The organism is Pseudomonas sp. 2VD (genome assembly GCF_005503585.1).
GTDB lineage: Bacteria > Pseudomonadota > Gammaproteobacteria > Pseudomonadales > Pseudomonadaceae > Pseudomonas > Pseudomonas aeruginosa.
In genome coordinates, this window is record NZ_SCND01000051.1 from 1 (window position 1) to 24,839 (window position 24,839).

Consider the following 24,839-nt stretch of genomic DNA (forward strand, 5'->3'; position numbering starts at 1 on the left):
GTCGATGATGATCCGCGAGCATGCGCGGATCATCATCGACAGTGGCAGCACCACCGCGGCGATGATCCCCGAACTCGGGCACAAGCCGGGCCTGGTGGTGATGACCAACTCACTGAACGTGGTCAACGCCCTGCGCGAACTGGAGCACGAGCCGGTGCTGCTGATGACCGGGGGGACCTGGGATCCGCATTCCGAGTCGTTCCAGGGGCAGGTTGCCGAGCAGGTGCTGCGTTCCTATGACTTCGACCAACTATTCATCGGTGCCGACGGCATCGATCTCGAACGCGGGACGACCACGTTCAACGAATTGCTGGGCCTGAGCCGGGTGATGGCCGAGGTCGCCCGCGAGGTGATCGTCATGGCCGAGGCCGACAAGGTCGGTCGGCGCATTCCCAACCAGGAATTGCCCTGGAGCAGCATCCATACCCTGATTACCGACGAGCGCCTGGAACCTTCCGCGCGCGAAAAGATAACCGCCCGGGGCGTCACGCTGATCTGCGCCCCGGTCGAGCCCTGAAAGGAGAAAGACCCCATGTGTGGAATCGTAGGCGCGATCGCCGAGCGCAACATCACCCCCATCCTCATCGAAGGCCTCAAGCGCCTCGAGTATCGCGGCTACGACAGCGCCGGCGTGGCGGTCTTCGATAACGAAGGCAGGCTGCAGCGCTGCCGCCGGGTCGGCAAGGTCGCCAGCCTGGAGGAAGGCCTGGCCGGTACGCCGCTGCTCGGCCGCCTGGGCATCGCCCATACCCGCTGGGCGACCCACGGCGCGCCAACCGAAGGCAACGCCCACCCGCATTTCTCCAGCGACGAACTGGCGGTGGTGCACAACGGCATCATCGAGAACCACGAACCTCTCCGTGAGCGGCTCAAGGGCCTGGGCTACGTGTTCACCTCGCAAACCGACACCGAGGTCATCGTCCACCTGCTGCATCACAAGCTGCAGTCCATCGGCGACCTGACCCTGGCGCTGAAGGACGCGGTCAAGGAATTGCACGGGGCCTATGGCCTGGCAGTGATCAGCGCGGCGCAGCCGGACCGCATCGTCGCCGCCCGCAGCGGCAGCCCGCTGGTGATCGGCCTCGGGCTTGGCGAGAACTTCCTCGCTTCCGACCAACTGGCGCTGCGCCAGGTGACCGACCGCTTCATCTACCTGGAAGAAGGCGATATCGCCGAGATCCGTCGCGACAGCGTGCGCCTGTGGGATGTCCAGGGCAACGACGTGCAGCGCGAGACCGTGCAGTACCACGAAGGCGCCGAAGCCGCCGACAAGGGCGAGTACCGGCACTTCATGCTCAAGGAAATCCACGAGCAGCCCAGCGTCGTGCAGCGCACCCTGGAAGGCCGCCTCGGGCAGAACCAGGTAATGGTGGAAAGCTTCGGCCCGCAGGCGGCGGAGCTGTTCGCCAAGGTTCGCAACGTGCAGATCGTCGCCTGCGGTACCAGCTACCACGCCGGCATGGTCGCCCGTTACTGGCTGGAAAGCCTGACAGGGATTCCCTGCCAGGTGGAGGTCGCCAGCGAGTTCCGCTACCGCAAGGTCGCGGTGCAGTCGGATTGCCTGTTCGTCACCATCTCCCAGTCCGGTGAGACCGCCGACACCCTGGCTGCCCTGCGCAACGCCAAGGAGCTGGGCTTCCTCTCCAGCGTGGCGATCTGCAACGTTGCCACCAGTTCGCTGGTGCGCGAATCCGACCTGACCCTGCTGACCCAGGCCGGCCCGGAAATCGGCGTGGCCTCGACCAAGGCCTTCACCACCCAGTTGGTCGCCCTGCTGCTGCTGACCCTGGGCATCGGCCAGGTGCAGAAGCGCCTGGCCGATGGCGTCGAAGCCGAGCTGGTGGACGAACTGCGTCGCCTGCCGACCCGGCTGGGCGAGGCGCTGGCGATGAACCGGACGGTGGAGAAGGTTTCCGAGCTGTTCGCCGAGAAGCACCACACCCTGTTCCTCGGCCGTGGCGCGCAGTTCCCGGTGGCCCTGGAAGGCGCGCTGAAGCTCAAGGAAATTTCCTATATCCATGCCGAAGCCTACCCGGCCGGCGAACTCAAGCATGGCCCGCTGGCGCTGGTGGACAGCGACATGCCGGTGGTTACCGTGGCGCCGAACAACGAGCTGGTGGAGAAGCTCAAGTCGAACCTGCAGGAAGTCCGCGCCCGCGGCGGCGAACTGGTGGTGTTCGCCGACGAAGGCGCGGGCATCGAGGCCGGCGAGGGCACCCATGTGGTGGGCATGCCGCACATCGGCGACGTGCTCTCGCCGATCCTTTACACCATCCCGTTGCAATTGCTCTCGTACCATGTCGCCGTGCTCAAGGGCACCGACGTCGACCAGCCGCGCAACCTGGCCAAGTCGGTCACCGTCGAGTAACGCTGGCCGCGTACCCGAGAAGCCGGGGCAGGCATGCGGCCCCGGTGATCGCGGCGCTCGCCGTCAATCGCGCAACGGCAGCGCCTCGTCGCTCCTGCGGCTGGCGAACCAGTCCAGCACGGTGAGCCAGGCGCCGATCCCCAGGCCGATGCCCAATACCCACAGGGTGGCGGGCGGCCCCCTCAGCTCCAGCAGTCGCACAGCCAGGGGCACGCTGGCGAGAATAGCGATGTTGTTGAACGTCTCGGCGAACGACAGCACCATGCCCTTGTCCGGCCCGGAGCGCGAGGCGAGTACCACCGTGCCCGCCGGCGCGCCCAGGCCCAGCGCGGCGCCCCAGGCGCCCAGGCAGCAGAGTGCCACGGGCCACGTTAGCGGCAGGAGCATGAAGGTCGACATCGATAGCACCAGGAGCGCCAGCACCAGCAGGAGCATGTCTTCGTCGCGCTTCAGATAACGTTGCAGGTAACCCGCGGCGAGGTTGCCCACGGCCAGGCCCACGCCGAAGGCGGCGATGCTGACGCCTATCTGCGCGGTGCTGAAGCCGTAGCGCTGGCGCAGCACCTCTCCCGAGAGAAGCAGGCCGGCGACCCCGGTGCCGTTCCAGGCCCCCTTGGCGATCAGTGGCCTGAGGATGCTCCATTGCCTGCACCAGCCCAGCGCGTGGCCCTCGGCGCGCGGTGCCACGGCTTGCACGGGAAGGCGCTGGCGCGCCATCAGGAAGACCAGCACGCAACCGCACGAGACCATCAGGAAGGGCGTCGCCCAGCCGAAGAAGTCCGAGAGGAGGCCGGCCAGTGCCGGGCCGGCGGCAATGCCGAGGGTCATGCCGAGCATCACCTGGCCCATGGCACCGGCCTGTCTTTGCGGGGCGACCACCTCCGCGACCAGGGCGAAGGTGGTCGGAATGATGATTGCCGAGGCGATGCCCCCGATTACCCGCAGGACAACGGCAATTTCCAGGGTCGGGGCGATGACGATGGCCAGGGTATCGACGGCGAAGAGGATCAGGGCGAGCAGCAGCAGCTTCCTGCGTTGCATGCGGTCGGAGAAGTAGCCCAGCAACGGCGCGGCGATCGCATAGGAGAACGCGTAGCTGGAGATCAGCCAGGCGGCGCCGCTGGTAGTGGTGTGGAACGCCTGCGCCAGCGGCCCGAGCATGGAGGACAGCATGAACTCGGTCACGCCGACGAAGAACACGGCCATCGACAGGGCCAGCAGGAACAGGCCGTCGAGCTTCTGTGAAGGCGGGGAAATTTTCTGGTTCATGATGTTCTCTTTGGCTGAATGAGCGGACGAACGCCAAGGGGGCGCCGGCTCGCGGAGCCGGCGCCAGGGCCAGGGATGAACCGCTCGGGCTATGGAAGGGATGGTTGTGTGGCTGGTGCGGGAACGGCGGGGAGAACAGAAGGGAACGAAGCGAGATTCCGGGCGCCAGTGCACGATTTCATCGAAGAAGGCTTCGGAGTATCGCCGCAAGCGGAACCGCCCGGGCTTGGGAGCGCAGGAGAAACTACCCTATCGGAACGTTAGCCGAATTCTGCTCTCCTGCCGGATATCGCGACATTCGCCCCGGTTTGGTTCCCACTTTGGATTGATACTCGGACCAGACCATACCCGGCAACAGGTCAGCGGAACGGTTTCCAGAAGCGCTCCAGCGCCGCCGCCAGCAGTTCCGTATCGCCGCGCGAGTCGCCCCAGGCGCGCAGGGAGTATTGGGTCAGCGGACCGTAGTGCCGCTCCAGGCGGCAGACTTTCTCGTCGCGCCGGCAGTTGCGGCCGACGATCCTGCCGGTCAGTACGCCGTCTACCACTTCCAGCTCGGTGGCGATCAGGTGCACCCCGAGCTTCTCGGCGAACGGCCTGAGTAGCAGCGAAGGGGAGGCGGAACAGATGGTCACGGTGCTGCCGCTGCTGACCTGGTCGGCCACCGCGGTCAATGCGTGGGGACGCATCAGTGTTTCCCAGAAGCGGTTCTGGTAGGCCAGCGCCCGCTCTTCCAGCACATGTACGGGCACATCGGTGAGGAAGGTGGCGATCAGGCGCGCCTTCAGGTCGTCGCGGCCGATACGCCGGCAGAGATAGGCCAGGCTGGGTCCTGCCATGCGCAGCATGCGGCGGACGAACACTCGGTTGCCGAAGGCGAAGCGCAGGAAGGGCACGAAGCTGTCTCGGTATGTCAGCGTACCGTCGAAGTCGAACACGGAGAGAAAGCGTACTTCGCGTGTTTCGAGGGACACGGTCTCGTTCATCGGCGTTCCTTATATCGCTTCCTTTCCTTTGACACGGACTATGCGTCGTTCCGTTATTGCAGCAAGGGAAAGTTTGTATATCAAAACTGTCAATTATTCATAGGCAGACTGGCTGCTAACCTGAATCCGAGTGTTCAGGGGTTTTGCATCGATAGATAGGAGGCTAAGTAGCCGATAGCAAAACTCTATCAAGGTACTGGACTATAGTGATTCCGTCTTGTGACCAGGAGGTTTGGCATGATTGCACAGCTCCCCTCTGAGTTGCTGTCCCTGCAACTGCCGTTGCGGATCCGCATCGGCGATGCTCAGGCGTTCGATCTGGGGCCGGATCCACAGGTAACCATGGTCATTCGCGATCCCTCGCTGCTAACCGAGATCACCCATCCCAGCCTCGATGCGCTGGGCAAGGCCTACGTCGAGAAGCGTCTCGACATCGAAGGACCGATCAGCCAGGTCATCGGTATCGGCGATGCCCTCAGCGAAGCGCTCGGCGAACCCGATGGCGGCGCGCCGCCGGTTCGCGAAAGCCACGACAAGGACACCGACGCCGAAGCCATCCATTACCACTACGACCTGTCCAACGATTTCTACCAGCTCTGGCTGGATCCGGAAATGGTCTATTCCTGCGCTTATTTCGAGACCGGCAAGGAAGACCTCGCCACCGCGCAACTGGCCAAGCTCCGTCACCTGTGCCGCAAGCTGCGTTTGCAGCCGGGCGAGAAGCTGCTCGATGTCGGTTGCGGCTGGGGGGGCCTGGCGCGCCTGGCCGCTCGCGAGTTCGGCGTCGAGGTCACTGGCATCACATTGAGCAAGGAGCAGCTGGCGCTCGGGCGGAAGCGGGTCAAGGCCGAAGGCCTGGAGGACCGGGTCACCCTCAAGCTGCTGGACTACCGCGACCTGCCGCGCGATGGTCGCTTCGACAAGGTGGTCAGCGTCGGCATGTTCGAGCACGTCGGGCACGCCAATCTGGGGCTGTACTTCCAGCAACTGTACGATGCGGTGCGTCCCGGCGGCCTGGTGATGAACCACGGCATCACCTCGCGCTACACCGACGGCCGCCCGGTGGGCAAGGGGGCCGGCGACTTCATCGATCGCTACGTGTTTCCCCACGGCGAGCTGCCGCACCTGTCGCTGGCGGTGGCGCGGATGAGCGAAGCCGGGCTGGAAGTAGTCGACGTGGAAAGCCTGCGTCTGCACTACGCCCGGACCCTGGACTTTTGGAGCGCCAACCTGGAAGCCAGGCTGAAGGAGGCGGCTCGCCTGGTGCCCGAGGAAACCCTGCGGATCTGGCGGCTGTACCTGGCCGGATGTGCCTACGGCTTCAAGCGCGGCTGGATCAACCTGCACCAGATCCTCGCCATTCGCCCCCACGAGGATGGCTCCCACGAGCTGCCCTGGTCGCGGCGCGACCTGTACGCCTGAACGCCGGCGACCGGCTCCCTTGCGGAGCCGGTCGCGCAATCGGTCCTTGCGGATTGTCCTGCGTGGCGGGGCGGTCTAGTCTGCACGAAGTCCTGCGCGGTCGAGGGAAGCCGGGACGCTTCCGCGACAGCGCGACAACAACGATAAGAACAGGAGACTTCCCATGTCGCTGAGCAGACGCTTCGGTCTTTTCACGCTTGCCGCAACGGTGACCTTCAGTACCGCGGTCTTCGCCGCGCCGACCTTCATCAATATCCTCACCGGCGGCACCAGCGGGGTCTATTACCCCATAGGGGTCGGCCTCTCGCAGATCTACGGGCACGATATCCAGGCCGCGAAAACCTCGGTGCAGGCCACCAAGGCCTCGGTCGAGAACCTCAACCTGCTGCAGGCCGGGCGTGGAGAACTGGCGCTGGCGCTGGGCGACTCGGTCGCCGACGCCTGGAACGGGGTCGCCGACGCCGGCTTCAAGGCGCCGTTGAAAAAGCTGCGGGCTATCGGCAATACCTATCCGAACTATATCCAGGTAGTGGCCAGCCAAGCCTCGGGCATCAAGACCCTGGCCGACCTGAAAGGCAAACGCATTTCGGTGGGCGCGCCCAAGAGCGGTACCGAGCTGAACGCCCGGGCGATCTTCAAGGCCGCCGGCCTGAGCTACGAGGACATGGGCAAGGTGGAGTACCTGCCCTACGCCGAGTCGGTGGAGCTGATCAAGAACCGCCAGCTCGACGCTACGCTGCAATCCTCCGGCTTGGGCATGGCGGCCATCCGCGACCTGGCCTCGACCATGCCGATCACCTTCGTCGCGATCCCGGCGGACGTGGTGGCGAAGATCGACAGCCCGGCCTACCACGCCGCGAGCATTCCCGCCGGCACCTACGACGGCCAGGAGCAGGACGTGCCGACGGTGGCGATCGACAATATCCTGGTCAGCCACTCCGGGGTCAGCGACGAGCTGGCCTACCAGATGACCAAGCTGATGTTCGACAACCTGCCGCGCCTGGTCACCGCCCATGCTGCCGCCAAGGACATCGCCCTGGACAAGGCGGCGAAGAACCTGCCGATTCCGCTGCATCCCGGCGCCGAGCGCTTCTACAAGGAGAAGGGCGTACTGCCCGAGTGAGGCCCGTTTCTCCGTAGCCCCGGTCCGTGCGGCGGACCGGGTTCCCCGCGTTTCCGGCTGTAGGGAGTCGATGCATGAGCGATCATCAGAACGGGCTGCACCTCGAGGCGGAAAACTGGCCGCGCGCGCTGTTCGCCGTGGCCCTGGCCTTTTCCGTGTTCCAGGTCGTCACCGCGGCCTTTCCCCTGATTTCCACCCAGGTCCTGCGGGCAATGCACGTCGGACTGCTGTTGCTGGTGGTGTACATCAGCTATCCCGCCTTCGGCATACGTCGCCCCTGGCAGCCGTTGGCCTGGTTGCTGGGCATGGCCGGCCTGGGCACGGCGGTTTACCAGTGGGTTTTCGAGGCCGACCTGATCCAGCGCTCCGGAGAGCTGACCCAGGCCGACATGGTCGTCGGCGTGGTGCTGATCGTCCTGGTCTTCGAGGCGGCGCGACGGGTGATGGGCATCGCCTTGCCGATCATCTGCGCGCTGTTTCTTGCCTATGGCCTGTTCGGCGAACACCTGCCGGGCGACCTGGTCCACCGCGGCTACGGCTTCGACCAGATCGTCAACCAGCTGTCGTTCGGTACCGAAGGTCTCTACGGCACGCCGACCTACGTGTCGGCAACCTACATCTATCTGTTCATCCTGTTCGGCGCCTTCCTCGAGCAGGCCGGCATGATCCGCCTGTTCACCGATTTCGCCATGGGCCTGTTCGGCCACCGGGTCGGCGGGCCGGCCAAGGTCTCGGTATTCTCCTCGGCGCTGATGGGCACCATCACCGGCTCCGGCGTGGCCAACGTGGTCACCACCGGACAGTTCACCATCCCGCTGATGAAGCGTTTCGGCTACAAGCCGGCGTTCGCCGGCGGCGTCGAGGCGACCGCGAGCATGGGCAGCCAACTGATGCCGCCGGTGATGGGGGCGGTGGCGTTCATCATGGCCGAGACCATCAACGTCCCCTACGTGGAGATCGCCAAGGCGGCGCTGATCCCGGCCTTGCTGTATTTCGGCTCGGTGTACTGGATGGTCCATCTCGAGGCCCGCCGGGCCGACCTCAAGGGCCTGCCGCGCGAGCAGTGTCCGAGCGCCTGGGGTGCCGTCCGCGAGCGCTGGTTCCTGCTGATTCCGTTGCTGGTGCTGATCGCGCTGCTGTTCTCCGGGCGCACGCCGCTGTTCTCCGGAACCATTGGTCTGGCGCTGACCGCCATCGTCATCCTCGGTTCGGCGATCATCCTGCGGGTGTCCTCGCTCGGCCTGCGCATCGCCTTCTGGGTGGCGCTGGGGCTGCTCTGCGCGGGGTTCTTCCGCCTCGGCATCGGAGTGATCTTCGTTGTGATCGCGGCCCTGGCCCTGGCCTGCTGGTTCGTCCGTGGCGGCCGGGAAACCCTGCGCATCTGCGTCCGCGCCCTCGCAGAAGGTGCGCGACATGCGATTCCGGTGGGCATCGCCTGCACCCTGGTGGGAGTCATCATCGGGGTGATTTCGCTGACCGGCATCGCCACCACCTTCGCCAGCTACGTGCTCGACCTGGGACGGGAGAACCTGCTGCTGTCGCTGGTCCTGACCATGGTCACCTGCCTGGTCCTGGGAATGGGCATCCCGACCATCCCCAACTACATCATCACCAGCTCCATCGCCGCGCCGGCGCTGCTGGAACTGGGGGTGCCGCTGATCGTCTCGCACATGTTCGTCTTCTACTTCGGCATCCTCGCCGACCTCACCCCTCCGGTGGCGCTGGCCTGCTTCGCGGCGGCGCCGATCGCCAAGGAAAGGGGATTGAAGATCAGCTTCTGGGCGGTGCGCATCGCCCTGGCGGGTTTCGTGGTGCCGTTCATGGCGGTGTATTCCCCGGCGCTGATGCTGCAGGAAGGCGGTTGGGGGGCGACGCTCTATGTCACCTGCAAGGCGGTGCTGGCCATCGGCCTGTGGGGCATGGCTTCCATCGGCTACCTGCAGGGGCCGCTGGCCTGGTGGGAGCGCCTGGTGGCGTTCGCCGCGGGAGCCAGCCTGGTCCTGGCCTTGCCGATCAGCGACGAGCTGGGCTTCGTCTTCGGCGCGCTGGTGATCGGCTGGCACCTCTGGCGCCAGCGTGCGCGCGAGGCGGTGGCGTGATCGCGCTGTGCCTGGGCATGGCCGGCAGCGTCTGGGCGACGCTGCCGCTGCAGTCGTTCACCCTGGCCTGGCAACACACGGTCGAGAAGGTGCTCTGGGAAGAAGACTATCGCCTGAGCGAGCGCGGCCTGCTGCTGGAAGAGGCCCGGGTGCGGGGCAGCGGGGCGGGGATGGAGATTCCCGAGGGCGCCGTGCTGCGTGACGGCGCCTGGCATTACCACCGTGGGGTGCCGCCGCTGCAACCGTTGCGGCTGGGGCGCACACCGGAGGCCGGCGACTACCGGATCTGCCGTCAGGGGCGCTGCGATGCGCTGGCGCGCTGGATCGGTCCGCCGGACCCTGAGCGCCCGGCGGTCGAACTCTGGGCGTGTCCGATACGGGGCCCGAGCGACTGAACGTCCTGTGGATAACCCTGCGACGCCAGTCCACATCCATAAAAACGACGAAGCCGGAGCTGCTTCCGGTCATAAGGAAAACGTCCATGCGTAGCTGTATATCCGTCTTCCGGCCGGCCCTGCTGGCACTGTTCGTCTCGGCAAGCGGCTCGGCCGGCGCCGACGCGGCTGTGGAAAACCCGCGGATCGGCCGTGCCGCCGATCTCTATGAACTGATCCCGGAATACCAGCCGGACACCTACCGGAACATGGACAAGGTCTATCCGACCCGGGTTATCCACAAGGGGACCAAGGTCCGTCCGCTGCCGGCGGGTGTGGCCATCGCGCCGCGCTACCGGATCGGCGGCGAGGAATACGGCGTCGACGATTTCATGCGGCGCAACCGCGTTGGCGGCGTGCTGGTCCTCAAGGATGGCAAGGTCGCCCTGGAGCGCTACGGCCTGGGCAACGACGAACGCACGCGCTGGACCTCGTTCTCGGTGGTCAAGTCGATCTCCTCGACCCTGGTGGGCGCCGCCGTGCAGCAGGGCCTGCTGGCTCTCGACCAGCCTGTGGACAAGTACCTGCCGAGCCTGGCCGGCTCCGCCTACCAGGGGGTTACGGTGGAGCAGGTCCTGCAGATGAGTTCCGGGGTCCGCTGGAACGAGACCTATCGCGATCCGAAGTCCGACCGCCGGCAGATGTTCGACGCCCAGCTCGCCGAACGTCCCGGTGGCATCCTGCGGCTGCTGGCGAGCCTGCCGCGGCAGTACCCGACCGGTACCCACTTCACCTACAGCACCGGCGAGTCGCACCTGCAGAGCGAGCTGCTGCACGCGGCGACCCGCATTCCGGTGAGCGACTACCTGTCCGAGCGGATCTGGGCGCGGATGGGCATGGAGAGCGACGGCTTCTGGCAACTGGAATCGCCGGCCGGGCAAGAGATCGGCAGCAGCGGCTTGAGCGCGACCCTGCGCGACTATGGCCGCTTCGGCCAGTTCGTCCTCGAGGATGGGGTGATCGATGGCGAACGTATCCTTCCCGAGGGTTGGGTCGATCGTGCCAGTCGCGTCGAGGCTTCTTCCCACCTGGCCCCGGGCAAGCTCTACGATGGCGAATACGCGCTCGGCTACGGCTACCAGTGGTGGACCTTCCCGGTGGGCGCCAAGGCCCTGCCCGAGCATGACGGCGGGGCCTTCGAAGCCCAGGGCATCTTCGGCCAGTACCTCTACATCAACCGCAAGGAGAAGATCGTGGCGGTGGTCTGGAGCGCCTGGCCGAAGCCGGAGATGGACGATCGCGAGGAGGAGACCTATGCCTTCCTTGGCGCGGCGGTGAAAGCCCTGCGCTAGGGCCGTGGGCGAACGGATATCCACAGCAGGCTGTGGACAAGACTTCAGCGGGAAAACCGCAGGGGCAGTCCCTGGCAATCGTCGGACAGGCGTCCCGCGTGCCAGGCGAGTTGCCCGGAGACGATGGTGGTATCGATCCGATGGTGGAATGCCCGGTGGCGGAACGGCGTCCAGTTGCAGCGCGACAGCAGCGGCATGGCGCTGGCCAGCGCCGGGTGCTCCAGTTCGCTGACCAGCACCAGGTCGGCCCAGTAGCCTTCGCGGAGGAAACCGCGATCGGCGATGGCGAACAGTTCGGCGACCCGGTGGCTGGTCTTCGCCACCAGGGTGGCCAGCGACAGCCAGCCTTCGCGGACCAGCTCCAGGAGTGCCGGCAACGCATGCTGGACCAGTGGCAGGCCGGCCGGCGCCTGTGGATAAGCCTGCTGCTTCTCGGCCCAGGCGTGCGGCGCGTGGTCGGTGCCGATCACGTCCAGGCGGTTGCCGGCCAGCGCCCTGCGCAGGGCGTCGCGGTCCTCGCGGCTCTTGATCGCCGGGTTGCACTTGAGCAGATGGCCGAGGCGGGCGTAGTCGCTGTCGTCGAACAGCAGGTGGTGGACGCAGACTTCCGCGGTGATGCGTTTCTGGCACAGCGGCTTGTCCTCGAACAGGGCCAGTTCGCGCGCTGTGGATAAGTGCAGGACATGCAGCAGCGTGCCATGTCGTTGCGCCAGTTCCACCGCCAGGGCGGTGGAACGGTAGCAAGCCTCGGCGTCGCGAATGCGCGGGTGGGCGGCTGCCGGAATACGTTCGCCGAAGCGTTGTCGCCAGCGCGCCAGGTTGGCTTCGATCCGCGGCGTGTCTTCGCAATGGCTCAGCAGCAGGGTCGGAACGCTGGCGAACAGGCGCTCCAGAGTCGGCAGGTCGTCCACCAGCATGTCGCCGGTGGAGGCGCCCATGAACACCTTCACCGCGGCGACCTCGCGTGGATCGAGGGCGGCCACGGTGTCGAGGTTGTCGCGGCTGACGCCGAAGTGGAAACCGTAGTTGGCCACGCTATGGGCGGCGGCGAGGCGCTTCTTTTCCGCCAGCGCTTCGAGGCTCAGCGTCGCCGGGCGGGTATTGGGCATGTCCATGAAACTGGTGATGCCGCCCGCCACGGCGGCGCGGGATTCGCTGGCGATCGAGCCCTTCTGTGGATAACCCGGCTCGCGGAAGTGCACCTGGTCGTCGATCATTCCCGGCAGCAGGTAGCGTCCGGCGGCATCGATCTCCCGGCTGGCGCCGCAGTTTTCCAGGCAGCCGGCGATGCGTTCGATGCGACCGTGGCGGACCAGCAGATCGCCTTCGCGTACCTGTCCCTCGTTGACCATCCGGGCATTGCGGATCAGCAGGCTTTGCATGTTCAGAACTCGTTCTGCAGCGACTTGTAGCCGCGTACCAGGTCGACGTTGGTGCGCGCCACGTCTTCCGAGAACTCGCTGGCCGAAACGCTGACCCGCGGCATGCTCGCCAGGTCGGTGCGCGGACCGATGCGCTCGGTGGACGGGACGTAGAAACCCGCTGGCAGGTCGCAGCCGTCGACCACCGCGTTGTGGCGGACCACGCAGCCATCGCCGACCCGGCAGTTGAACAGCACGCTGTTGAAGCCGATGAAGACCCGGTCGCCGACTTCGCAAGGACCGTGGACGATGGAGCGGTGGGCGATGGAGCTGTGCTCGCCGATGGTCACCGCGGCACCCGACTTGGAATGGATCACCACGCCGTCCTGGATGTTCGAGTTGGCGCCGATCACGATCGGTTGCATGCCGCCGTCGGCGTCGACTTCGTCGGCACGGATCACCGCGTAGGGACCGACGAAGACGTTGGCCTGGATGATCACCTTGCCGCAGATGATCGCGGTCTTGTCCACATAGGCCGATTCGTCGATCACCGGCAGGTCGCCGGAGGGATTCTTGCGGATCATGCGGCACCTCGTTGCCAGTGGCTTTCGGCGACGGCGTCGTGGGCATGCAGGCTTTCCGCATGGACGACCCGTATGGAGAACCGGCTCGCCTGTGGATAACCCTGCAGGGCGCGGTGCAGCCGGCGCACCGCGTCTTCGCAGAACATCAGGTTCTGTCCGTTGGCGAGGGCGAAGGCCTGCTCGTCGGCGCGTTTCACCGCAGTCTGCACCGCGGTGCCGAGGGCGCTTTCGCCGAGATCCGCCAGCTCTTCCAGGGGCAGTCCGATGCAGTCTTCCGCCAGGCCGATGCGCAGGTGCGCGCTGCTGCGCTGGCTGTGCGGGGTGGCGACGATGCCGGCGCTGCTGCCGAGCCAGGCGAGCACGCTGGCATGATCGAGCGGCTGTCCGGCGAAGTCCTGGTCGAAGCGCTCCTGGATCAATTGCCGGGCCAGTGCCGCCGAACAGGGGCAGGTCGAGGAGTAGGTCAGCTCGAGATGGACTTCGGCCTGGAAGTCATCGCCTTCCAGGCGCGTGTCCAGCACCAGTGGATAACGTTTCCAGCCGCTCAGCGGGCTGACCAGCGCCGGACGCCGCAGCAGCGGCGCGAGGCGTAGGCGCAGGTAGGCGCGACGCGACAGGCCGGCGTGGCTGTCGAGGAAGCGTTGCAGGACGGCGCGCAGGCGGGAAAGGTCCAGCTCGCCCTGTTCCAGTTCGGCCAGCGCCAGGTAGAGGCGCGACATATGGATGCCGCGGGCCTGCGGGTCGTCCAGGCTGACACCGGCATCGGCTTCGGCGGCGACCCTCTGCCCGCCGATCTGCACGGGGAGGGCGATGCCCTGCATGCCGACCCAGTCCAGGGGAAGATCGGCGGTGGTGGTCTGGCGGGCGATATCGGGAAGCGTCAAGGCATTCATGGAGAACTCGAAGAAGGGCAGGCAAGGCCTGGAAATGGCTTAAACGTTATAATATAACGTATTAGCTAATGCCGACCCTTGCAATCGGGTATTTCGTCGATGAAGCGCCGTCGCCTCCTGCAAAGCCTGCTCGCCGGCCTGGCCCTCCAGCCGTTCCTGGCCGCCAGCGCCAATGTACGAATCCGCCAGGCCCGGGCCTGGAATTCCTCGGAAAGCTGGCGCCTGGTGCTGGAACTGGACGGCCCGCCGCGTTATCGAACCTTTTCCCTGCAGGCCCCCGAGCGGTTGATCCTCGACCTGCCCGACGCGCAATTGCTCGCAACGCTCTCCGAGCTGCCGCTGGACGGCCCCGTGCGCGCCATCCGCAGCGGCCAACTGGGTGGCGGCGGGACGCGCATCGTCCTCGACCTGCGCCAGGCGGTCAGGCCGCGCAGCTTCGCCCTGGAACCGCAGGCAGGAAAGGGCCATCGCCTGGTCCTGGACCTTTATCCACAGGCGCTGGCGGCTCCCCCCGAGCCGATGCTGGCGCTGGCCCGCCCGCTACCCTCGACGGGCCGCGACATCCTCGTGGTGGTCGATGCCGGCCATGGCGGCAAGGACCCCGGCGCGGTCGGTAGCAAGGGCGAGCGCGAAAAGGACGTGGCGCTGGCCATCGCCCGCCTGCTGGCGCGGCGGATCGACCGCGAGAAAGGCTTCAAGGCGCGCCTGGTGCGCAACGGCGACGTGTTCGTTCCGCTGCGCAAGCGGCCGGAAGTGGCTCGGCGCTACAACGCCGACATGTTCGTCTCGGTGCACGCCGACGCGGCGCCGCGACTGACCGCCTCCGGCGCATCGGTATATGCCCTCTCCGAGCATGGCGCCAGCTCGACCATGGCGCGCTGGATGGCCGATCGCGAGAACGGCGCCGACCTGATCGGCAACAGCGGCAACCTGCCGCTACAGGGCCGCGACAAGGTACTCGCCGGGGTGATCCTCGACATGGCCCTGAGTTCGACCATCGCCAGCAGCCTGGACCTCGGCCACAGCGTTCTCGGCCAGTTGTCGGACGTCACCGCGCTGCACCAGAAGCGTGTCGAGCAGGCCGGCTTCGCCGTGCTCAAGTCGCCGGACATCCCTTCGATCCTGGTGGAGACCGGCTTCATCTCGAATCGCGGCGATTGTTGCCGGTTGATGGACGAACGCCATCGCCAGCGCCTGGCCGAGGCGATCTTCGCTGGCGTGCAGGGCTACTTCCGGCAACGCCCTCCCGCCGGCAGCTACCTGGCGGCGCTCAGCGCGCAGCCTCCCGGCTAGGGCCTTCGCTGCAGCCGCTGACCCGCCCGCAGGTCAGGCGTTGGCGCTGGCCCGATGAACTGCTCAGGCGGCTGACGCTGGTCCAGCCGATGTTGCGGCTGAGGCCGACCCAGATTTCCCCGTCGCTGGCGATGCCGCTGAAGAAGGTCAGGCGCCCGTAGCGCGTATTGGTCTGGGCCCAGCGTCGTCCGCTTGCCGCGTCGTATCCGCGCAGCCAGGTGTCGTTGCCGCCGGTGGCGACGCTGTAGTGGTTGCCCAGCCGATCCATGCAGGCCAGAACGGTGCGCAGGTAGGCGCATTCCGCCGGGCGGGTGCCGGGAAGAAAGCCCTGCGCCTGTGCCGCCGGAGCGAGCAGCAGGAGGGCCAGGCAGTAAAGGCGGAGGACGCGGCGCATCGGTGGATCCCGGGATGACATGGGCCCAGGGTAGCCGGAAGGCGATTGGCGGGCCATCGATTGTGGTGTTAATTGTTATAGTATAACGTTTTAAATTTCCCAGGTTCAGCCTATGACCGAACAGGAACTGCTTGCCCAGCCCGACGCTGCCTACATGGACGAAGCCCAGCAGGACTTCTTCCGCGACCTGCTGCTGCGCCAGCGCCAGGAACTGCAGGCGCGCATCGAAGGCGAATTCGGCGAGCTGCGCGATCTCGAACGCCCCAGCGACGAGGCCGACCTGGCTTCCCGCGAGGAACAGCGGCAATGGCAACTTCGCCTGCTGGAGCGGGAGAAGAAGCTGCTCGACAAGATCGACGAAGCGCTGGAGCGCCTGGCCCGCGGCGACTACGGCTGGTGCCAGGAAACCGGCGAGCCGATCGGCCTGCGCCGCCTGCTGTTGCGTCCCACCGCCACCCTCTGCATCGAGGCGAAAGAGCGCCAGGAGAAGCGCGAACGCCACGTGCGGCACAACTGAAGAGGTTACCAACCGTGAACCAACGCCTACCTGTCACCGTGCTGTCCGGCTTTCTCGGCGCCGGCAAGAGCACGCTGCTCAACCATGTGCTGAAGAACCGCGAGAACCGCCGGGTTGCGGTGATCGTCAACGATATGAGTGAAATCAATATCGATGGCAGCGAAGTCCAGCGCGATGTCAGCCTGAACCGCGCTGAAGAGCGCCTGGTGGAGATGAGCAACGGCTGTATCTGCTGCACCCTGCGCGAAGACCTGCTGGAAGAGGTCGGCCGTCTCGCCCGGGAAGGCCGCTTCGACTACCTGCTGATCGAGTCCACCGGGATTTCCGAACCGATGCCGGTGGCCGAGACCTTCACCTTCCGCGACGAGCTGGACCGCAGCCTGTCCGACGTGGCGCGACTGGATACCATGGTCACGGTGGTCGACGGGATGAATTTCCTCCGCGACTACCAGGAGGCCGCCAGCCTGGCCAGCCGTGGCGAAACCCTCGGTGAGGAGGATCAGCGCTCGATCACCGACCTGCTGATCGACCAGGTCGAATTCGCCGATGTGATCCTGGTCAGCAAGATCGACCTGATCTCCAGCGAGCAGCGCGAGGAACTGCTGGCGATCCTGCGCCAGCTCAATGCCGAGGCGGAGATCCTGCCGATGGTGATGGGTCAGGTGCCGCTGGCGAAGATCCTCGATACCGGTCGCTTCGATTTCGATCGCGCGGCGTCCGCGCCGGGCTGGCTGAAGGAACTGCGCGGCGAGCACCTGCCGGAAACCGAGGAATATGGCATCGCCTCCATGGCCTACCGGGCGCGCCGTCCGTTCCACCCCGCGCGCTTCCACGCCTTCCTGCACAATCCGCTGAAGCAGGGGCGGCTGCTGCGCTCCAAGGGCTTCTTCTGGCTCGCCAGCCGGCCCCGCGAGGCTGGCAGCTGGTCGCAGGCCGGCGGCCTGATGCGCTACGGCCTGGCGGGCCGCTGGTGGCGCTTCGTGCCGACCGGACAGTGGCCACAGGACGAAGAGGGCCTGCGGGCGATCATGCGGCACTGGGAGGAAGGCGTCGGCGACTGTCGCCAAGAGCTGGTTTTCATCGGCCAGAACCTGGACTTCACGGCCCTGCGCGCAGCCCTCGATGCTTGCCTGCTGGATGATGCCGAGATGAACCTGGGCATTCCGGGCTGGCAGGGCCTGGACGACCCCTTCGAGGACTGGGGGCACGCCGCATGAGCGCACTGCCACAGGAAAGTCCGTTGCCGCGCCAGGCGTTCGGCGAAGACCCCCAGGTGCTGGCCGAGGTGCTTCGCGACGGGGTCAACCTGGCGGTCTGGACACGCCGGTTGAACCCGGCGCTGCGCGACTTCGCCGCCGCCCTGGTACGCAACCGGCCGGGACTGGCGCTGAGCCAGACGCTGGAGATGGAAGAGGAACGGCTACCCGCCTTGGACGGTCTGCTCGACGCGCGGCAACTGCCGGGACAAGCCGATTTCCTCGACGACCTGGGCTGGCTGGTCGAGGCCTTCTTTTGCCTGACCGGGGCGCGGCGTATCGGCCTGCGCCTGCGCGTTCTGGATAAACCGATGTGCCCGCGTTTCCACGTCGACCACGTGCCGCTGCGGCTGGTCACCACCTACCAGGGCGCTGCCAGCGAATGGCTGGACGAGTCCGGCCTGGACCGTCGGCTGCTTGGCGGAGCACAGGCGGAAGTTGTCGATGAACAGCTTATCCATAGCTTGTCCACAGGCGACGTGGCGCTGCTGAAGGGCGAACGCTGGGAGGGTAACGAAGGTGCCGGACTGGTGCATCGCTCGCCGCGAGCGGAGCCCGGGCTGGCGCGCCTGCTGTTGACCCTGGACTGGCTTGCCTGAGCCTGTGGACAAGTGTCTTTCGAGGAATAAAAAAAGGCCATCCGCAGATGGCCTATCACCAAAAAGTCGTCCTACCTTGGGGATGGGGACGAAGGGTGCTGAGGTACCCGACTCCCATTTAGCCCGGACGCTGTGACAGGCTGATGACGCGCTCAGGGCTTTTTCGCGGCGCTAGGCTCTTCCCAGCGGCCTTGGCTCTGGCTGGCGCAGAACGGCTCCAGGTAGCGTGCGTCGGTCGCGATGCCGTAGTAGAAGATGTCCTGCCGATAGGGCGCGTTGGGTACCCTGGCGTCGCGGCAGACACCGAAGGCGCCCGTCGGACACTCCTCGGCGAACGCCACCTCGACCTTCTGGCCCTGCAGTTGTGGCTGGCAGAAGCCTTCGCGGAACAGCTTGGCCGGGATGCTGCGGTTCTGCTGGCAGACCTTCACATCGAGATTCTTCGCCTGGCTATGGACGATGCAGGCTTCGGCCAGGGCCAGGCCCGGCAGGCAGGACAGGAAGAACAGGAACGGACGCATGCGAGGACTCCATTGCAGACGGGCGCGACTCTAGCACGGGGCCTGGCTCCCCGCAGGCAAGGACCGCATTGATCCACAGGCTTTCACATTCCGGTTGCGCAGATGCTTCGAGAGATACCCACACACCTGATCGGCGGCCCCCTGGGGGCCGGCAAGACCAGCCTGATCCGCTCGCTGCTGGCGCAGAAGCCGGCGGGCGAGCGCTGGGCGGTGCTGGTCAACGAGTTCGGCGAGATCGGCCTGGATGCCGCGCTGCTGGCCACGGACGTCGACGGCGTGGCCATCGGCGAGGTGGCGGGCGGGTGCCTCTGCTGCGTCAATGGCGTGCCGTTCCAGGTGGGGCTCGGTCGCTTGTTGCGTCGGGCACGGCCGGACCGGCTGTTCATCGAACCCTCCGGGTTGGGACATCCGCTGGCGCTGTGGAAGCAGCTGCAGGCTCCTCCCTGGTCCGGCGTCCTGGCCCTGCAACCCCTGGTAGTGGTGCTGGATGCCGCCGCGCTGGCCTCCGGCCAACCGCTGCCGGAGGCACAGGAACAGGCGCTGGAAGCGGCCGGCATGTTGCTGCTGAACAAATCCGAAGCGCTCGACGCGACGCAGCGCTGCGCCGTGCGCGCGCGCCTGCCGGTCCTGCCGTTGCGCTGGAGCGTGCGCGGCCACCTGGCATTGCGCGATCTGCCGACCAGCGTTGCCGGGGAAGGTAGCGCGACGACCTGGGCGGCCCTGCCGGACGCGCCTGCTCAGTTGGGAACGGTGCTGCCCGCCGAGCGACCGCTGCGCGCCGTGCGCGAGCAGGACGGCCAGCTGGCCATCGGCTGGCGGCTGGCGCCGTCGGTGCGTTTCGATCGGGTCGCAGTGGACGCCTGGCTGAGCCGTTTGTCCGGACTGCGGCGGGCCAAGGCGGTGCTGCATTGCGCGGACGGTTGGTATGCAGCGAATGCCGCGCCGTTTGTGGATAACTGGGGCAAGTCCTCGTGGCGGCGGGATAATCGGCTGGAACTGATCCTCGCCGCAGACGCGGATGAAGAGGCGCTCGAAGAGGCGTTCCTGGCGTGTCGGATGGTCGCGGAATGATCCGCCAAGGTTGCCCTGAGGACGCGACTGAATGATAATAATTATCAGAAGACTCTACTTCCTTACCTTTCACTTCTCCGCAGGTCGCCCTCATGTCGCCACAGCCTTCACGGTCGCCTGACCGTTTTTCGCTGGCCGCGCTCGCCGAAGACCACCCCACCGCTCCCGCCCAGGGAGACGAAAGCGAGTCCCTGCCATGCGTGAATGCCCAGCGCGGAGAACCCAACCTGCGCGTGGTGGACTGCTCCGGTGCGCGCCGCGACGAGGAAGTGGCGGTCGAGGAAGTGCTGATCCCCTACGCCCATGGCAGCGATCCCGACGACGTCCCCGGCGAGCCGCCCAAGTCGCGCTGGTGGCTGTCCTCCGGCGCGGCGGTGGCGATGCATGTGGCGATCATCGGTGCGCTGGTGTGGGTGATGCCGACCCCGGCCGAACTCAACCTTGGCCACGGCGAACTGCCGAAGACCATGCAGGTGAATTTCGTCCAGCTCGAGAAGAAGGCCGAGCCGACCCCGCAGCCGCCGGCTGCCGCGCCGGAACCGACGCCGCCGAAGATCGAGGAACCCAAGCCGGAGCCGCCGAAGCCGAAGCCGGTGGAAAAACCCAAGCCCAAGCCCAAACCGGTGGAAAACGCCATTCCCAAGGCCAAGCCGAAGCCGGAACCCAAACCCAAGCCGGAACCCGAGCCGAGCACGGAAGCATCCAGCCAGCCCAGCCCGTCCAGCGCCGCGCCGCCGCCCGCGCCTACCGTCGGGCAGAGCACGCCCGGCGCGCAGACTGCGCCCAGCGGCTCGCAAGGCCCGGCCGGCCTGCCCAGCGGCAGCCTCAACGACAGCGACATCAAGCCGCTGCGCATGGATCCTCCGGTCTATCCGCGGATGGCCCAGGCGCGGGGTATCGAAGGCCGGGTGAAGGTGCTGTTCACCATCACCAGCGATGGCCGCATTGACGACATCCAGGTGCTGGAGTCGGTGCCGTCGCGCATGTTCGACCGCGAAGTGCGCCAGGCCATGGCCAAGTGGCGTTTCGAGCCGCGTGTCAGCGGTGGCAAGATCGTCGCCCGCCAGGCGACCAAGATGTTCTTCTTCAAGATCGAGAAGCGCCGCTGAGGCGGTTCGCCGACAACGAAAAGAGCCGCGCCTTCGAGCGCGGTTTTTTTATTCCCGGTAGGTCTCGCAGACGGGGCCTCGCTGCCTGGGGACGGCAGGCCCCTTGCGCTGTTCCGCCGTGGGAACGCGAGGAGATCGGCGTTTACGCGCCAAGGTTCCAGCCCCGCCGGAATGACGAGCCGCAGGGTGAATAACCGCTTGCGGTTATCCGCCGTGGAACGCAGGGGCACCGGCGGATTACTCCGCCGGCGTTGCGCGCCCTAGGGTTCCGGTCGGGATGCCGTCCTGTGGATAAAAAGGCCCGGAGTGTGTCGGGGCCATGAGCACGAGGCTCAATCAATCGGTCGTGATCTTCGAGTGCTTCTGGGTGTCCTTCATGAACACATAGACCAGCAGCGAGCAGGCGATGCAGGCGGTGACGTACCAGTAGAAGCCGCTCTCCAGGCCGACGCTCTTGAACCACAAGGCAACGTATTCGGCGGTGCCGCCGAAGATCGACACGGTCAGGGCATACGGCAGGCCGACGCCCAGGGCGCGGATCTCGGTGGGGAACAGTTCGGCCTTCACCACCGCATTGATCGAGGTGTAGCCGCTGACGATCACCAGCGCCGCCATGATCAGGAAGAACGCTCCCCACCAGCTGTCGACGCTGTGCAGGGTGCTGAGGATCGGGTAGGTGAAGACGGTGCCGAGTACGCCGAAGGCGATCAGGATCGGCCGCCGGCCGATCTTGTCGGAGAGGGCGCCGACGATGGGCTGCAGCAGCATGAAGAGGAACAGGGTGGCAGCCGAGATCATGGTCGAATCGGTCTTGCTCATGCCTACCGTGTTCACCAGGTACTTCTGCATGTAGGTGGTGTAGGTGTAGAAGGCCAGGGTGCCGCCCATGGTCAGGCCGACCACGGTCAGCACTTCCTTCGGGTGGCGCAGCAGGGTGCGCAGCAGGCTTTCCTTCGGCTCTTCCTTCTTCTTCGAGAAGGACTCGGTCTCTTCCATGCCGCGACGCAGGAACATCGCCACCACTGCACACAGCGCGCCGATGAAGAAGGGGACGCGCCAGCCCCAGCTTTCCAGTTGTTCTACGGTCAGGGTCTGTTGCAGGACGATCAGCACCGCCAGGGCGATGAGCTGGCCGGAAATCAGGGTCACGTACTGGAAGCTGGAGAAGAACCCGCGCTGTTCCTTGTTCGCCATCTCGCTCAGGTAGGTGGCAGAGGTGCCGTATTCGCCGCCGACCGACAGGCCCTGGAGCAGGCGCGCGACCACCAGCAGGATCGGCGCGGCGACGCCGATGGTTTCATAGCTGGGGGTCAGGGCGATGATCAGCGAGCCAAAGCACATCAGCAGCACCGAGGCCAGCAACGCCGCCTTGCGGCCCTTGCGGTCGGCATAGATACCCATCAGCCAGCCACCGATCGGGCGCATCAGGAAGCCCACAGCGAAGATAGCTGCGGTGTTCAGCAGTTGGGCGGTCATGTCGCCCTGGGGGAAGAATGCCTTTGCGAAGTACAGCGAGAAGGCGGCGTAGACGTACCAGTCGTACCACTCGACCAGGTTGCCGACGGAACCGCTGAAGATCGACTTGATGCGTTGCGAAGTGGTGCGGGGCTGGGCAGACGCGGAAATGGCGTTGGCGCTTTCCATCGTGTTTCCTCTTTTCGTTGTTGTCTTGGATGTGCTGATCAGGGCGCAGCACACCGGCACATCGCGAGGGCGACGTATTGGATGGCTCGATAGCAGGTGCCGTGCCAACGCGGGAAAGCCGCGTGGGGACTGGGTTGGAAGAGGAGCGGGGTGGTCTTGGCCGAGCGGGAGTCCGCCGACCGGGAGAGTGGATAAGCGGAAATCCGCCGATCCTTCAGGGCAAAGGGTCCGATAGCGACACCAGATGCAGGCGAGGGCGAATAACCGCAGCGTGGTTATCCGCCGATTCGACGGCAGGCCGGGATCGCTTGGCTCTCAGTGGCTGCCCTTTTCCTGGTCGAGGGTTTCCATCAGCGCGATCTGCATCCGCGAATGCACGCGGATCAGCCAGCGCCAGAGCACTGCGATCACCAGGCCGGCGACCAGCACCACTACGACCAGCAACTCGCCCGGCGGCAGGATGCTCGAGCTGAGCGCCGCCAGCAGCACCATCATGCCGGCCAGCGACAGCAGCGGGATGATCTCGGAGATCACCCGACGTACCCGCGCCGTATGGCGTCCGGCTTTCTCCGGCTTGACCCCGAGTTCGGCCAGCAGCATCGACAGGGCCTTGAGCTTGCGGTACGCGGCGATCAGGAAGGCCAGCGAGACCAGCAGCGCGCCGCCCCAGATCAATGCCTTGTGTAGCCCGTCGTAGGCGACCCACTGGCTCATCCAGGCGGAAAGCGTATCGGCGAAATAACCGCCGGCGAGGAAGATCGCGATCACCAGCGCCAGGTTCACCCCGACCTGCAGCAGGATGCGCCGGATCATCGCCGCCAGCACCGCACGGTCGCCCTGCGGCTGGATGCTGCGCAGCCAGTCGCCGTAGTGGCCGAAGATCCTCGCCATGCGCTGCGGCATGGCGTTGGCCAGGTGCTGCGAGAGCGGGTCGGCGGCGCGGATCAGGTACGGGGTGAGCAGGGTGGTGATGGCCGAGACCGCTACCGCCACCGGGTAGAGGAAGTCGCTGGTGACTTTCAGAGTCATGCCCAGGGCGGCGATGATGAAGGAGAACTCGCCGATCTGCGACAGGCCCATGCCGACCCGCAGCGAAGTGCGTCCGTCGTTGCCGGCGATGAACGCACCCATGCCGCAGGAGAACATCTTGCCGAGCACTACCGCGACGGTGATCAGGGCGATCGGCCAGGCGTACTCGACGAGGATCTTCGGGTCGATCAGCAGGCCGATGGCGACGAAGAAGATCGCACTGAACATGTCACGGACCGGCTCGATCAATCGTTCGATCTGCACCAACTGGCGCGACTCGGCCATGATCGCGCCGATCAGGAAGGCGCCGAGCACCATGCTGTATTCCAGCTTCACCACCAGCAGGCAGAAGCCGAAGCACAGGCCGAGCACGGTGACCAGCAGCATCTCGTTGCTCTCGAACTTCGCCACGTAGGCCAGCAGGCGTGGCACCAGGAGGATGCCGACGACCAGCGCGACGATCATGAACAGGCTGAGCTTGCCGACCGTGGAGAACACCTCGCCGGTTTCCACCGAACCGCTCACGGCGATTCCCGACAGCAGGGCGATGATGCCGATGCCGAGGATGTCCTCGACGATCAGCACGCCGAAGATCAGTTGGGCGAAGCGCTCGTTCTTCATCTTCAGGTCGCCGAGCGCCTTGACGATGATGGTGGTGGAGGAGATCGCCAGGATCGCGCCGAGGAACAGCGAGTCCATGGTGCTCCACTCGAAGAAGCGACCGATCTCGAAGCCGATCCAGATCATCAGGACGATTTCCAGGAACGCCGCGATGAACGCCGTGGCGCCGACCTGGAAGAGCTTGCGCAGGCTGAACTCCAGGCCGAGGCAGAACATCAGGAAGATCACCCCGAGTTCGGCCAGGGTCTTGATCGTGTCTTCGTCGTGGATCAGTCCGAAGGGCGGGGTGTGCGGGCCGATGATGAAGCCGGCGACGATGTAGCCGAGGACCACCGGTTGGCGCAGGCGGTGGAAGAGGATAGTGACCACACCCGCCACCAGCATGATCACGGCGAGGTCCTGGATGAAATCGACGGCATGCATGGCGGCGGTCCTCGCTCGGGGAATGGGTCGGCAGACGCGGCGACCGGGCGGCCTCGCAGACCCGCAGACTAGCATCCGCAAGTGCTTGATCGGTGGGCTGAAAAAAACTGTAACAGACGTTTCGGCGAGGCTCTGCGTTGTGCTTCCCGGGTCGCCGGGCGGATCTTCGCGCGCCGATCCGCGTGCATGCCTGTCGTCCCCGGCAACGAAGGTGTACCCTGGCGCCGACCCGCGAGCCAGACGCGGCGGGCGAAAAAACGGCGGCCGGGGAGCAATAGCCCGAAACAAAATCCGGCTGGTCCTGTCGCCCGTACCGCCGCAACATGGCGCGCGTCGATTCCCCCAAGAGAGAAAGACTACAATGCAGCGTGTTCTCAGCATCGCCCTCGCCTTCTGCCTGGCGCTGACCGTCAGCCTGGATGCCAATGCCAAGCGCTTCGGCGGCGGCAAGAGCCTCGGCTCGGCACCCAGCCACCAGACCCGCCAGGCGCAGCCGGCCACTGCGCCGAACGCCACTGCTGCCGCCCCCAACGC

At 66.0% G+C, this 24,839-nt stretch carries 22 protein-coding genes and 1 pseudogene; 14 read left to right on the top strand and 9 right to left on the bottom strand.

What is annotated here, in order from left to right:
- Positions 1-517 (top strand): XRE family transcriptional regulator (locus tag FFS27_RS08500; RefSeq protein ID WP_137951973.1); only part of this gene is annotated, 517 nt, incomplete at its 5' end.
- A gap of 15 nt (positions 518-532) precedes the next feature.
- A complete protein-coding gene (gene glmS, locus FFS27_RS08505) occupies positions 533-2,368 on the top strand; it encodes a glutamine--fructose-6-phosphate transaminase (isomerizing) (RefSeq protein WP_021263216.1) in 1,836 nt (611 codons plus the stop codon).
- Between the two features lie 63 nt (positions 2,369-2,431).
- On the opposite strand, the gene FFS27_RS08510 is transcribed toward glmS, so the two are convergent.
- Both FFS27_RS08510 and FFS27_RS08515 read right to left on the bottom strand, forming a co-directional pair.
- Positions 2,432-3,637: an MFS transporter gene (locus FFS27_RS08510; protein ID WP_021263214.1), complete on the bottom strand. Its 1,206-nt coding sequence runs from the start codon at positions 3,635-3,637 to the stop codon at positions 2,432-2,434.
- A gap of 359 nt (positions 3,638-3,996) precedes the next feature.
- On the bottom strand, positions 3,997-4,620 hold the full coding sequence (locus FFS27_RS08515) for an HAD-IB family phosphatase (RefSeq protein ID WP_003097106.1): 624 nt from the start codon (positions 4,618-4,620) through the stop codon (positions 3,997-3,999).
- A gap of 237 nt (positions 4,621-4,857) precedes the next feature.
- Between FFS27_RS08515 and cfaB the strand changes: the two genes are divergently transcribed.
- From cfaB to FFS27_RS08540, 5 genes are all read left to right on the top strand, one after another.
- Positions 4,858-6,042, top strand: coding sequence for a C17 cyclopropane fatty acid synthase CfaB (gene cfaB, locus FFS27_RS08520; RefSeq protein WP_003109143.1), 1,185 nt, complete (start codon positions 4,858-4,860; stop codon positions 6,040-6,042).
- A 163-nt stretch (positions 6,043-6,205) separates the two neighbouring features.
- The gene (locus tag FFS27_RS08525) at positions 6,206-7,165 is read left to right on the top strand and encodes a TAXI family TRAP transporter solute-binding subunit (RefSeq protein WP_003142168.1); all 960 of its coding nucleotides are present in this window, start codon (positions 6,206-6,208) and stop codon (positions 7,163-7,165) included.
- Positions 7,166-7,239: 74 nt separating this feature from the next.
- Entirely contained in the window at positions 7,240-9,264 is a 2,025-nt protein-coding gene (locus FFS27_RS08530) for a TRAP transporter permease (RefSeq protein WP_021263213.1), read from the top strand.
- The gene (locus tag FFS27_RS08535; protein WP_003142164.1) at positions 9,261-9,659 is read left to right on the top strand and encodes a DUF1850 domain-containing protein; all 399 of its coding nucleotides are present in this window, start codon (positions 9,261-9,263) and stop codon (positions 9,657-9,659) included. Before FFS27_RS08530 ends, FFS27_RS08535 begins: the two co-directional genes overlap by 4 nt.
- An 86-nt stretch (positions 9,660-9,745) precedes the next feature.
- Positions 9,746-10,990 carry a serine hydrolase domain-containing protein gene (locus FFS27_RS08540; RefSeq protein WP_003097097.1) on the top strand — a complete coding sequence of 415 codons (1,245 nt, stop codon included), beginning with the start codon at positions 9,746-9,748 and terminating at the stop codon, positions 10,988-10,990.
- Positions 10,991-11,034: 44 nt separating this feature from the next.
- Here FFS27_RS08540 and FFS27_RS08545 read toward each other — a convergent pair whose 3' ends face one another.
- Genes FFS27_RS08545 through folE2 form a run of 3 tightly spaced genes read right to left on the bottom strand, consistent with a single transcriptional unit; the run spans position 11,035 to position 13,828 of the window.
- Positions 11,035-12,372, bottom strand: a complete 1,338-nt coding sequence (locus tag FFS27_RS08545; RefSeq protein WP_003097095.1) for a dihydroorotase — start codon at positions 12,370-12,372, stop codon at positions 11,035-11,037.
- 2 nt (positions 12,373-12,374) lie between these two features.
- Positions 12,375-12,935 (bottom strand): gamma carbonic anhydrase family protein, encoded by a 561-nt coding sequence (locus FFS27_RS08550; protein WP_003099663.1) that lies wholly within the window; start codon positions 12,933-12,935, stop codon positions 12,375-12,377.
- Positions 12,932-13,828, bottom strand: a complete 897-nt coding sequence (gene folE2, locus FFS27_RS08555) for a GTP cyclohydrolase FolE2 (RefSeq protein WP_003142159.1) — start codon at positions 13,826-13,828, stop codon at positions 12,932-12,934. The genes FFS27_RS08550 and folE2 overlap by 4 nt, the downstream gene beginning before the upstream one ends.
- 99 nt (positions 13,829-13,927) lie before the next feature.
- Here folE2 and FFS27_RS08560 point away from each other — a divergent pair, with 99 nt between their 5' ends.
- Positions 13,928-15,121: an N-acetylmuramoyl-L-alanine amidase gene (locus FFS27_RS08560; RefSeq protein WP_021263210.1), complete on the top strand. Its 1,194-nt coding sequence runs from the start codon at positions 13,928-13,930 to the stop codon at positions 15,119-15,121.
- Here the strand turns inward: FFS27_RS08560 and FFS27_RS08565 are convergent.
- Positions 15,099-15,515 (bottom strand): hypothetical protein, encoded by a 417-nt coding sequence (locus FFS27_RS08565; RefSeq protein ID WP_003097088.1) that lies wholly within the window; start codon positions 15,513-15,515, stop codon positions 15,099-15,101. The genes FFS27_RS08560 and FFS27_RS08565 overlap by 23 nt on opposite strands.
- Positions 15,516-15,627: 112 nt before the next feature.
- Here FFS27_RS08565 and dksA point away from each other — a divergent pair, with 112 nt between their 5' ends.
- Genes dksA through FFS27_RS08580 form a run of 3 tightly spaced genes read left to right on the top strand, consistent with a single transcriptional unit; the run spans position 15,628 to position 17,887 of the window.
- The gene (dksA, locus tag FFS27_RS08570) at positions 15,628-16,032 is read left to right on the top strand and encodes an RNA polymerase-binding protein DksA (protein ID WP_003097086.1); all 405 of its coding nucleotides are present in this window, start codon (positions 15,628-15,630) and stop codon (positions 16,030-16,032) included.
- Between the two features lie 14 nt (positions 16,033-16,046).
- Positions 16,047-17,249 (top strand): zinc metallochaperone GTPase ZigA, encoded by a 1,203-nt coding sequence (zigA, locus tag FFS27_RS08575; RefSeq protein WP_003097084.1) that lies wholly within the window; start codon positions 16,047-16,049, stop codon positions 17,247-17,249.
- Complete coding sequence (locus tag FFS27_RS08580) at positions 17,246-17,887, top strand: DUF1826 domain-containing protein (protein ID WP_003142157.1); 642 nt, start codon at positions 17,246-17,248, stop codon at positions 17,885-17,887. The genes zigA and FFS27_RS08580 overlap by 4 nt, the downstream gene beginning before the upstream one ends.
- Positions 17,888-18,039: 152 nt before the next feature.
- On the opposite strand, the gene FFS27_RS08585 is transcribed toward FFS27_RS08580, so the two are convergent.
- Complete coding sequence (locus FFS27_RS08585) at positions 18,040-18,408, bottom strand: hypothetical protein (RefSeq protein ID WP_003097081.1); 369 nt, start codon at positions 18,406-18,408, stop codon at positions 18,040-18,042.
- A 102-nt stretch (positions 18,409-18,510) separates the two neighbouring features.
- Between FFS27_RS08585 and FFS27_RS08590 the strand changes: the two genes are divergently transcribed.
- Together FFS27_RS08590 and tonB1 are read left to right on the top strand one after the other, a co-directional pair.
- Positions 18,511-19,479, top strand: a complete 969-nt coding sequence (locus FFS27_RS08590) for a CobW family GTP-binding protein (RefSeq protein WP_023101744.1) — start codon at positions 18,511-18,513, stop codon at positions 19,477-19,479.
- 92 nt (positions 19,480-19,571) lie between these two features.
- The gene (gene tonB1, locus FFS27_RS08595; RefSeq protein ID WP_023101743.1) at positions 19,572-20,588 is read left to right on the top strand and encodes an energy transducer TonB1; all 1,017 of its coding nucleotides are present in this window, start codon (positions 19,572-19,574) and stop codon (positions 20,586-20,588) included.
- A 336-nt stretch (positions 20,589-20,924) separates the two neighbouring features.
- On the opposite strand, the gene FFS27_RS08605 is transcribed toward tonB1, so the two are convergent.
- Positions 20,925-22,232 carry an MFS transporter gene (locus FFS27_RS08605; RefSeq protein ID WP_003097074.1) on the bottom strand — a complete coding sequence of 436 codons (1,308 nt, stop codon included), beginning with the start codon at positions 22,230-22,232 and terminating at the stop codon, positions 20,925-20,927.
- Positions 22,233-22,547: 315 nt separating this feature from the next.
- On the bottom strand, positions 22,548-24,305 hold the full coding sequence (locus tag FFS27_RS08610) for a cation:proton antiporter (RefSeq protein ID WP_003099684.1): 1,758 nt from the start codon (positions 24,303-24,305) through the stop codon (positions 22,548-22,550).
- A 361-nt stretch (positions 24,306-24,666) separates the two neighbouring features.
- On the opposite strand from FFS27_RS08610, the pseudogene FFS27_RS33550 reads away from it, so the two are divergent.
- Positions 24,667-24,839 (top strand): annotated as a pseudogene (locus FFS27_RS33550) (hypothetical protein); the annotation flags it as partial.

Coding starts and splice junctions, on each gene's coding strand:
- glmS (WP_021263216.1), top strand. CDS start 533: ATGTGTGGAATCGTAGGCGCGATCGCCGAGCGCAACATCACCCCCATC.
- FFS27_RS08510 (WP_021263214.1), bottom strand. CDS start 3,637: ATGAACCAGAAAATTTCCCCGCCTTCACAGAAGCTCGACGGCCTGTTC.
- FFS27_RS08515 (WP_003097106.1), bottom strand. CDS start 4,620: ATGAACGAGACCGTGTCCCTCGAAACACGCGAAGTACGCTTTCTCTCC.
- cfaB (WP_003109143.1), top strand. CDS start 4,858: ATGATTGCACAGCTCCCCTCTGAGTTGCTGTCCCTGCAACTGCCGTTG.
- FFS27_RS08525 (WP_003142168.1), top strand. CDS start 6,206: ATGTCGCTGAGCAGACGCTTCGGTCTTTTCACGCTTGCCGCAACGGTG.
- FFS27_RS08530 (WP_021263213.1), top strand. CDS start 7,240: ATGAGCGATCATCAGAACGGGCTGCACCTCGAGGCGGAAAACTGGCCG.
- FFS27_RS08540 (WP_003097097.1), top strand. CDS start 9,746: ATGCGTAGCTGTATATCCGTCTTCCGGCCGGCCCTGCTGGCACTGTTC.
- FFS27_RS08545 (WP_003097095.1), bottom strand. CDS start 12,372: ATGCAAAGCCTGCTGATCCGCAATGCCCGGATGGTCAACGAGGGACAG.
- FFS27_RS08550 (WP_003099663.1), bottom strand. CDS start 12,935: ATGATCCGCAAGAATCCCTCCGGCGACCTGCCGGTGATCGACGAATCG.
- folE2 (WP_003142159.1), bottom strand. CDS start 13,828: ATGAATGCCTTGACGCTTCCCGATATCGCCCGCCAGACCACCACCGCC.
- FFS27_RS08560 (WP_021263210.1), top strand. CDS start 13,928: ATGAAGCGCCGTCGCCTCCTGCAAAGCCTGCTCGCCGGCCTGGCCCTC.
- FFS27_RS08565 (WP_003097088.1), bottom strand. CDS start 15,515: ATGCGCCGCGTCCTCCGCCTTTACTGCCTGGCCCTCCTGCTGCTCGCT.
- dksA (WP_003097086.1), top strand. CDS start 15,628: ATGACCGAACAGGAACTGCTTGCCCAGCCCGACGCTGCCTACATGGAC.
- FFS27_RS08580 (WP_003142157.1), top strand. CDS start 17,246: ATGAGCGCACTGCCACAGGAAAGTCCGTTGCCGCGCCAGGCGTTCGGC.
- FFS27_RS08585 (WP_003097081.1), bottom strand. CDS start 18,408: ATGCGTCCGTTCCTGTTCTTCCTGTCCTGCCTGCCGGGCCTGGCCCTG.
- FFS27_RS08590 (WP_023101744.1), top strand. CDS start 18,511: ATGCTTCGAGAGATACCCACACACCTGATCGGCGGCCCCCTGGGGGCC.
- tonB1 (WP_023101743.1), top strand. CDS start 19,572: ATGTCGCCACAGCCTTCACGGTCGCCTGACCGTTTTTCGCTGGCCGCG.
- FFS27_RS08605 (WP_003097074.1), bottom strand. CDS start 22,232: ATGGAAAGCGCCAACGCCATTTCCGCGTCTGCCCAGCCCCGCACCACT.
- FFS27_RS08610 (WP_003099684.1), bottom strand. CDS start 24,305: ATGCATGCCGTCGATTTCATCCAGGACCTCGCCGTGATCATGCTGGTG.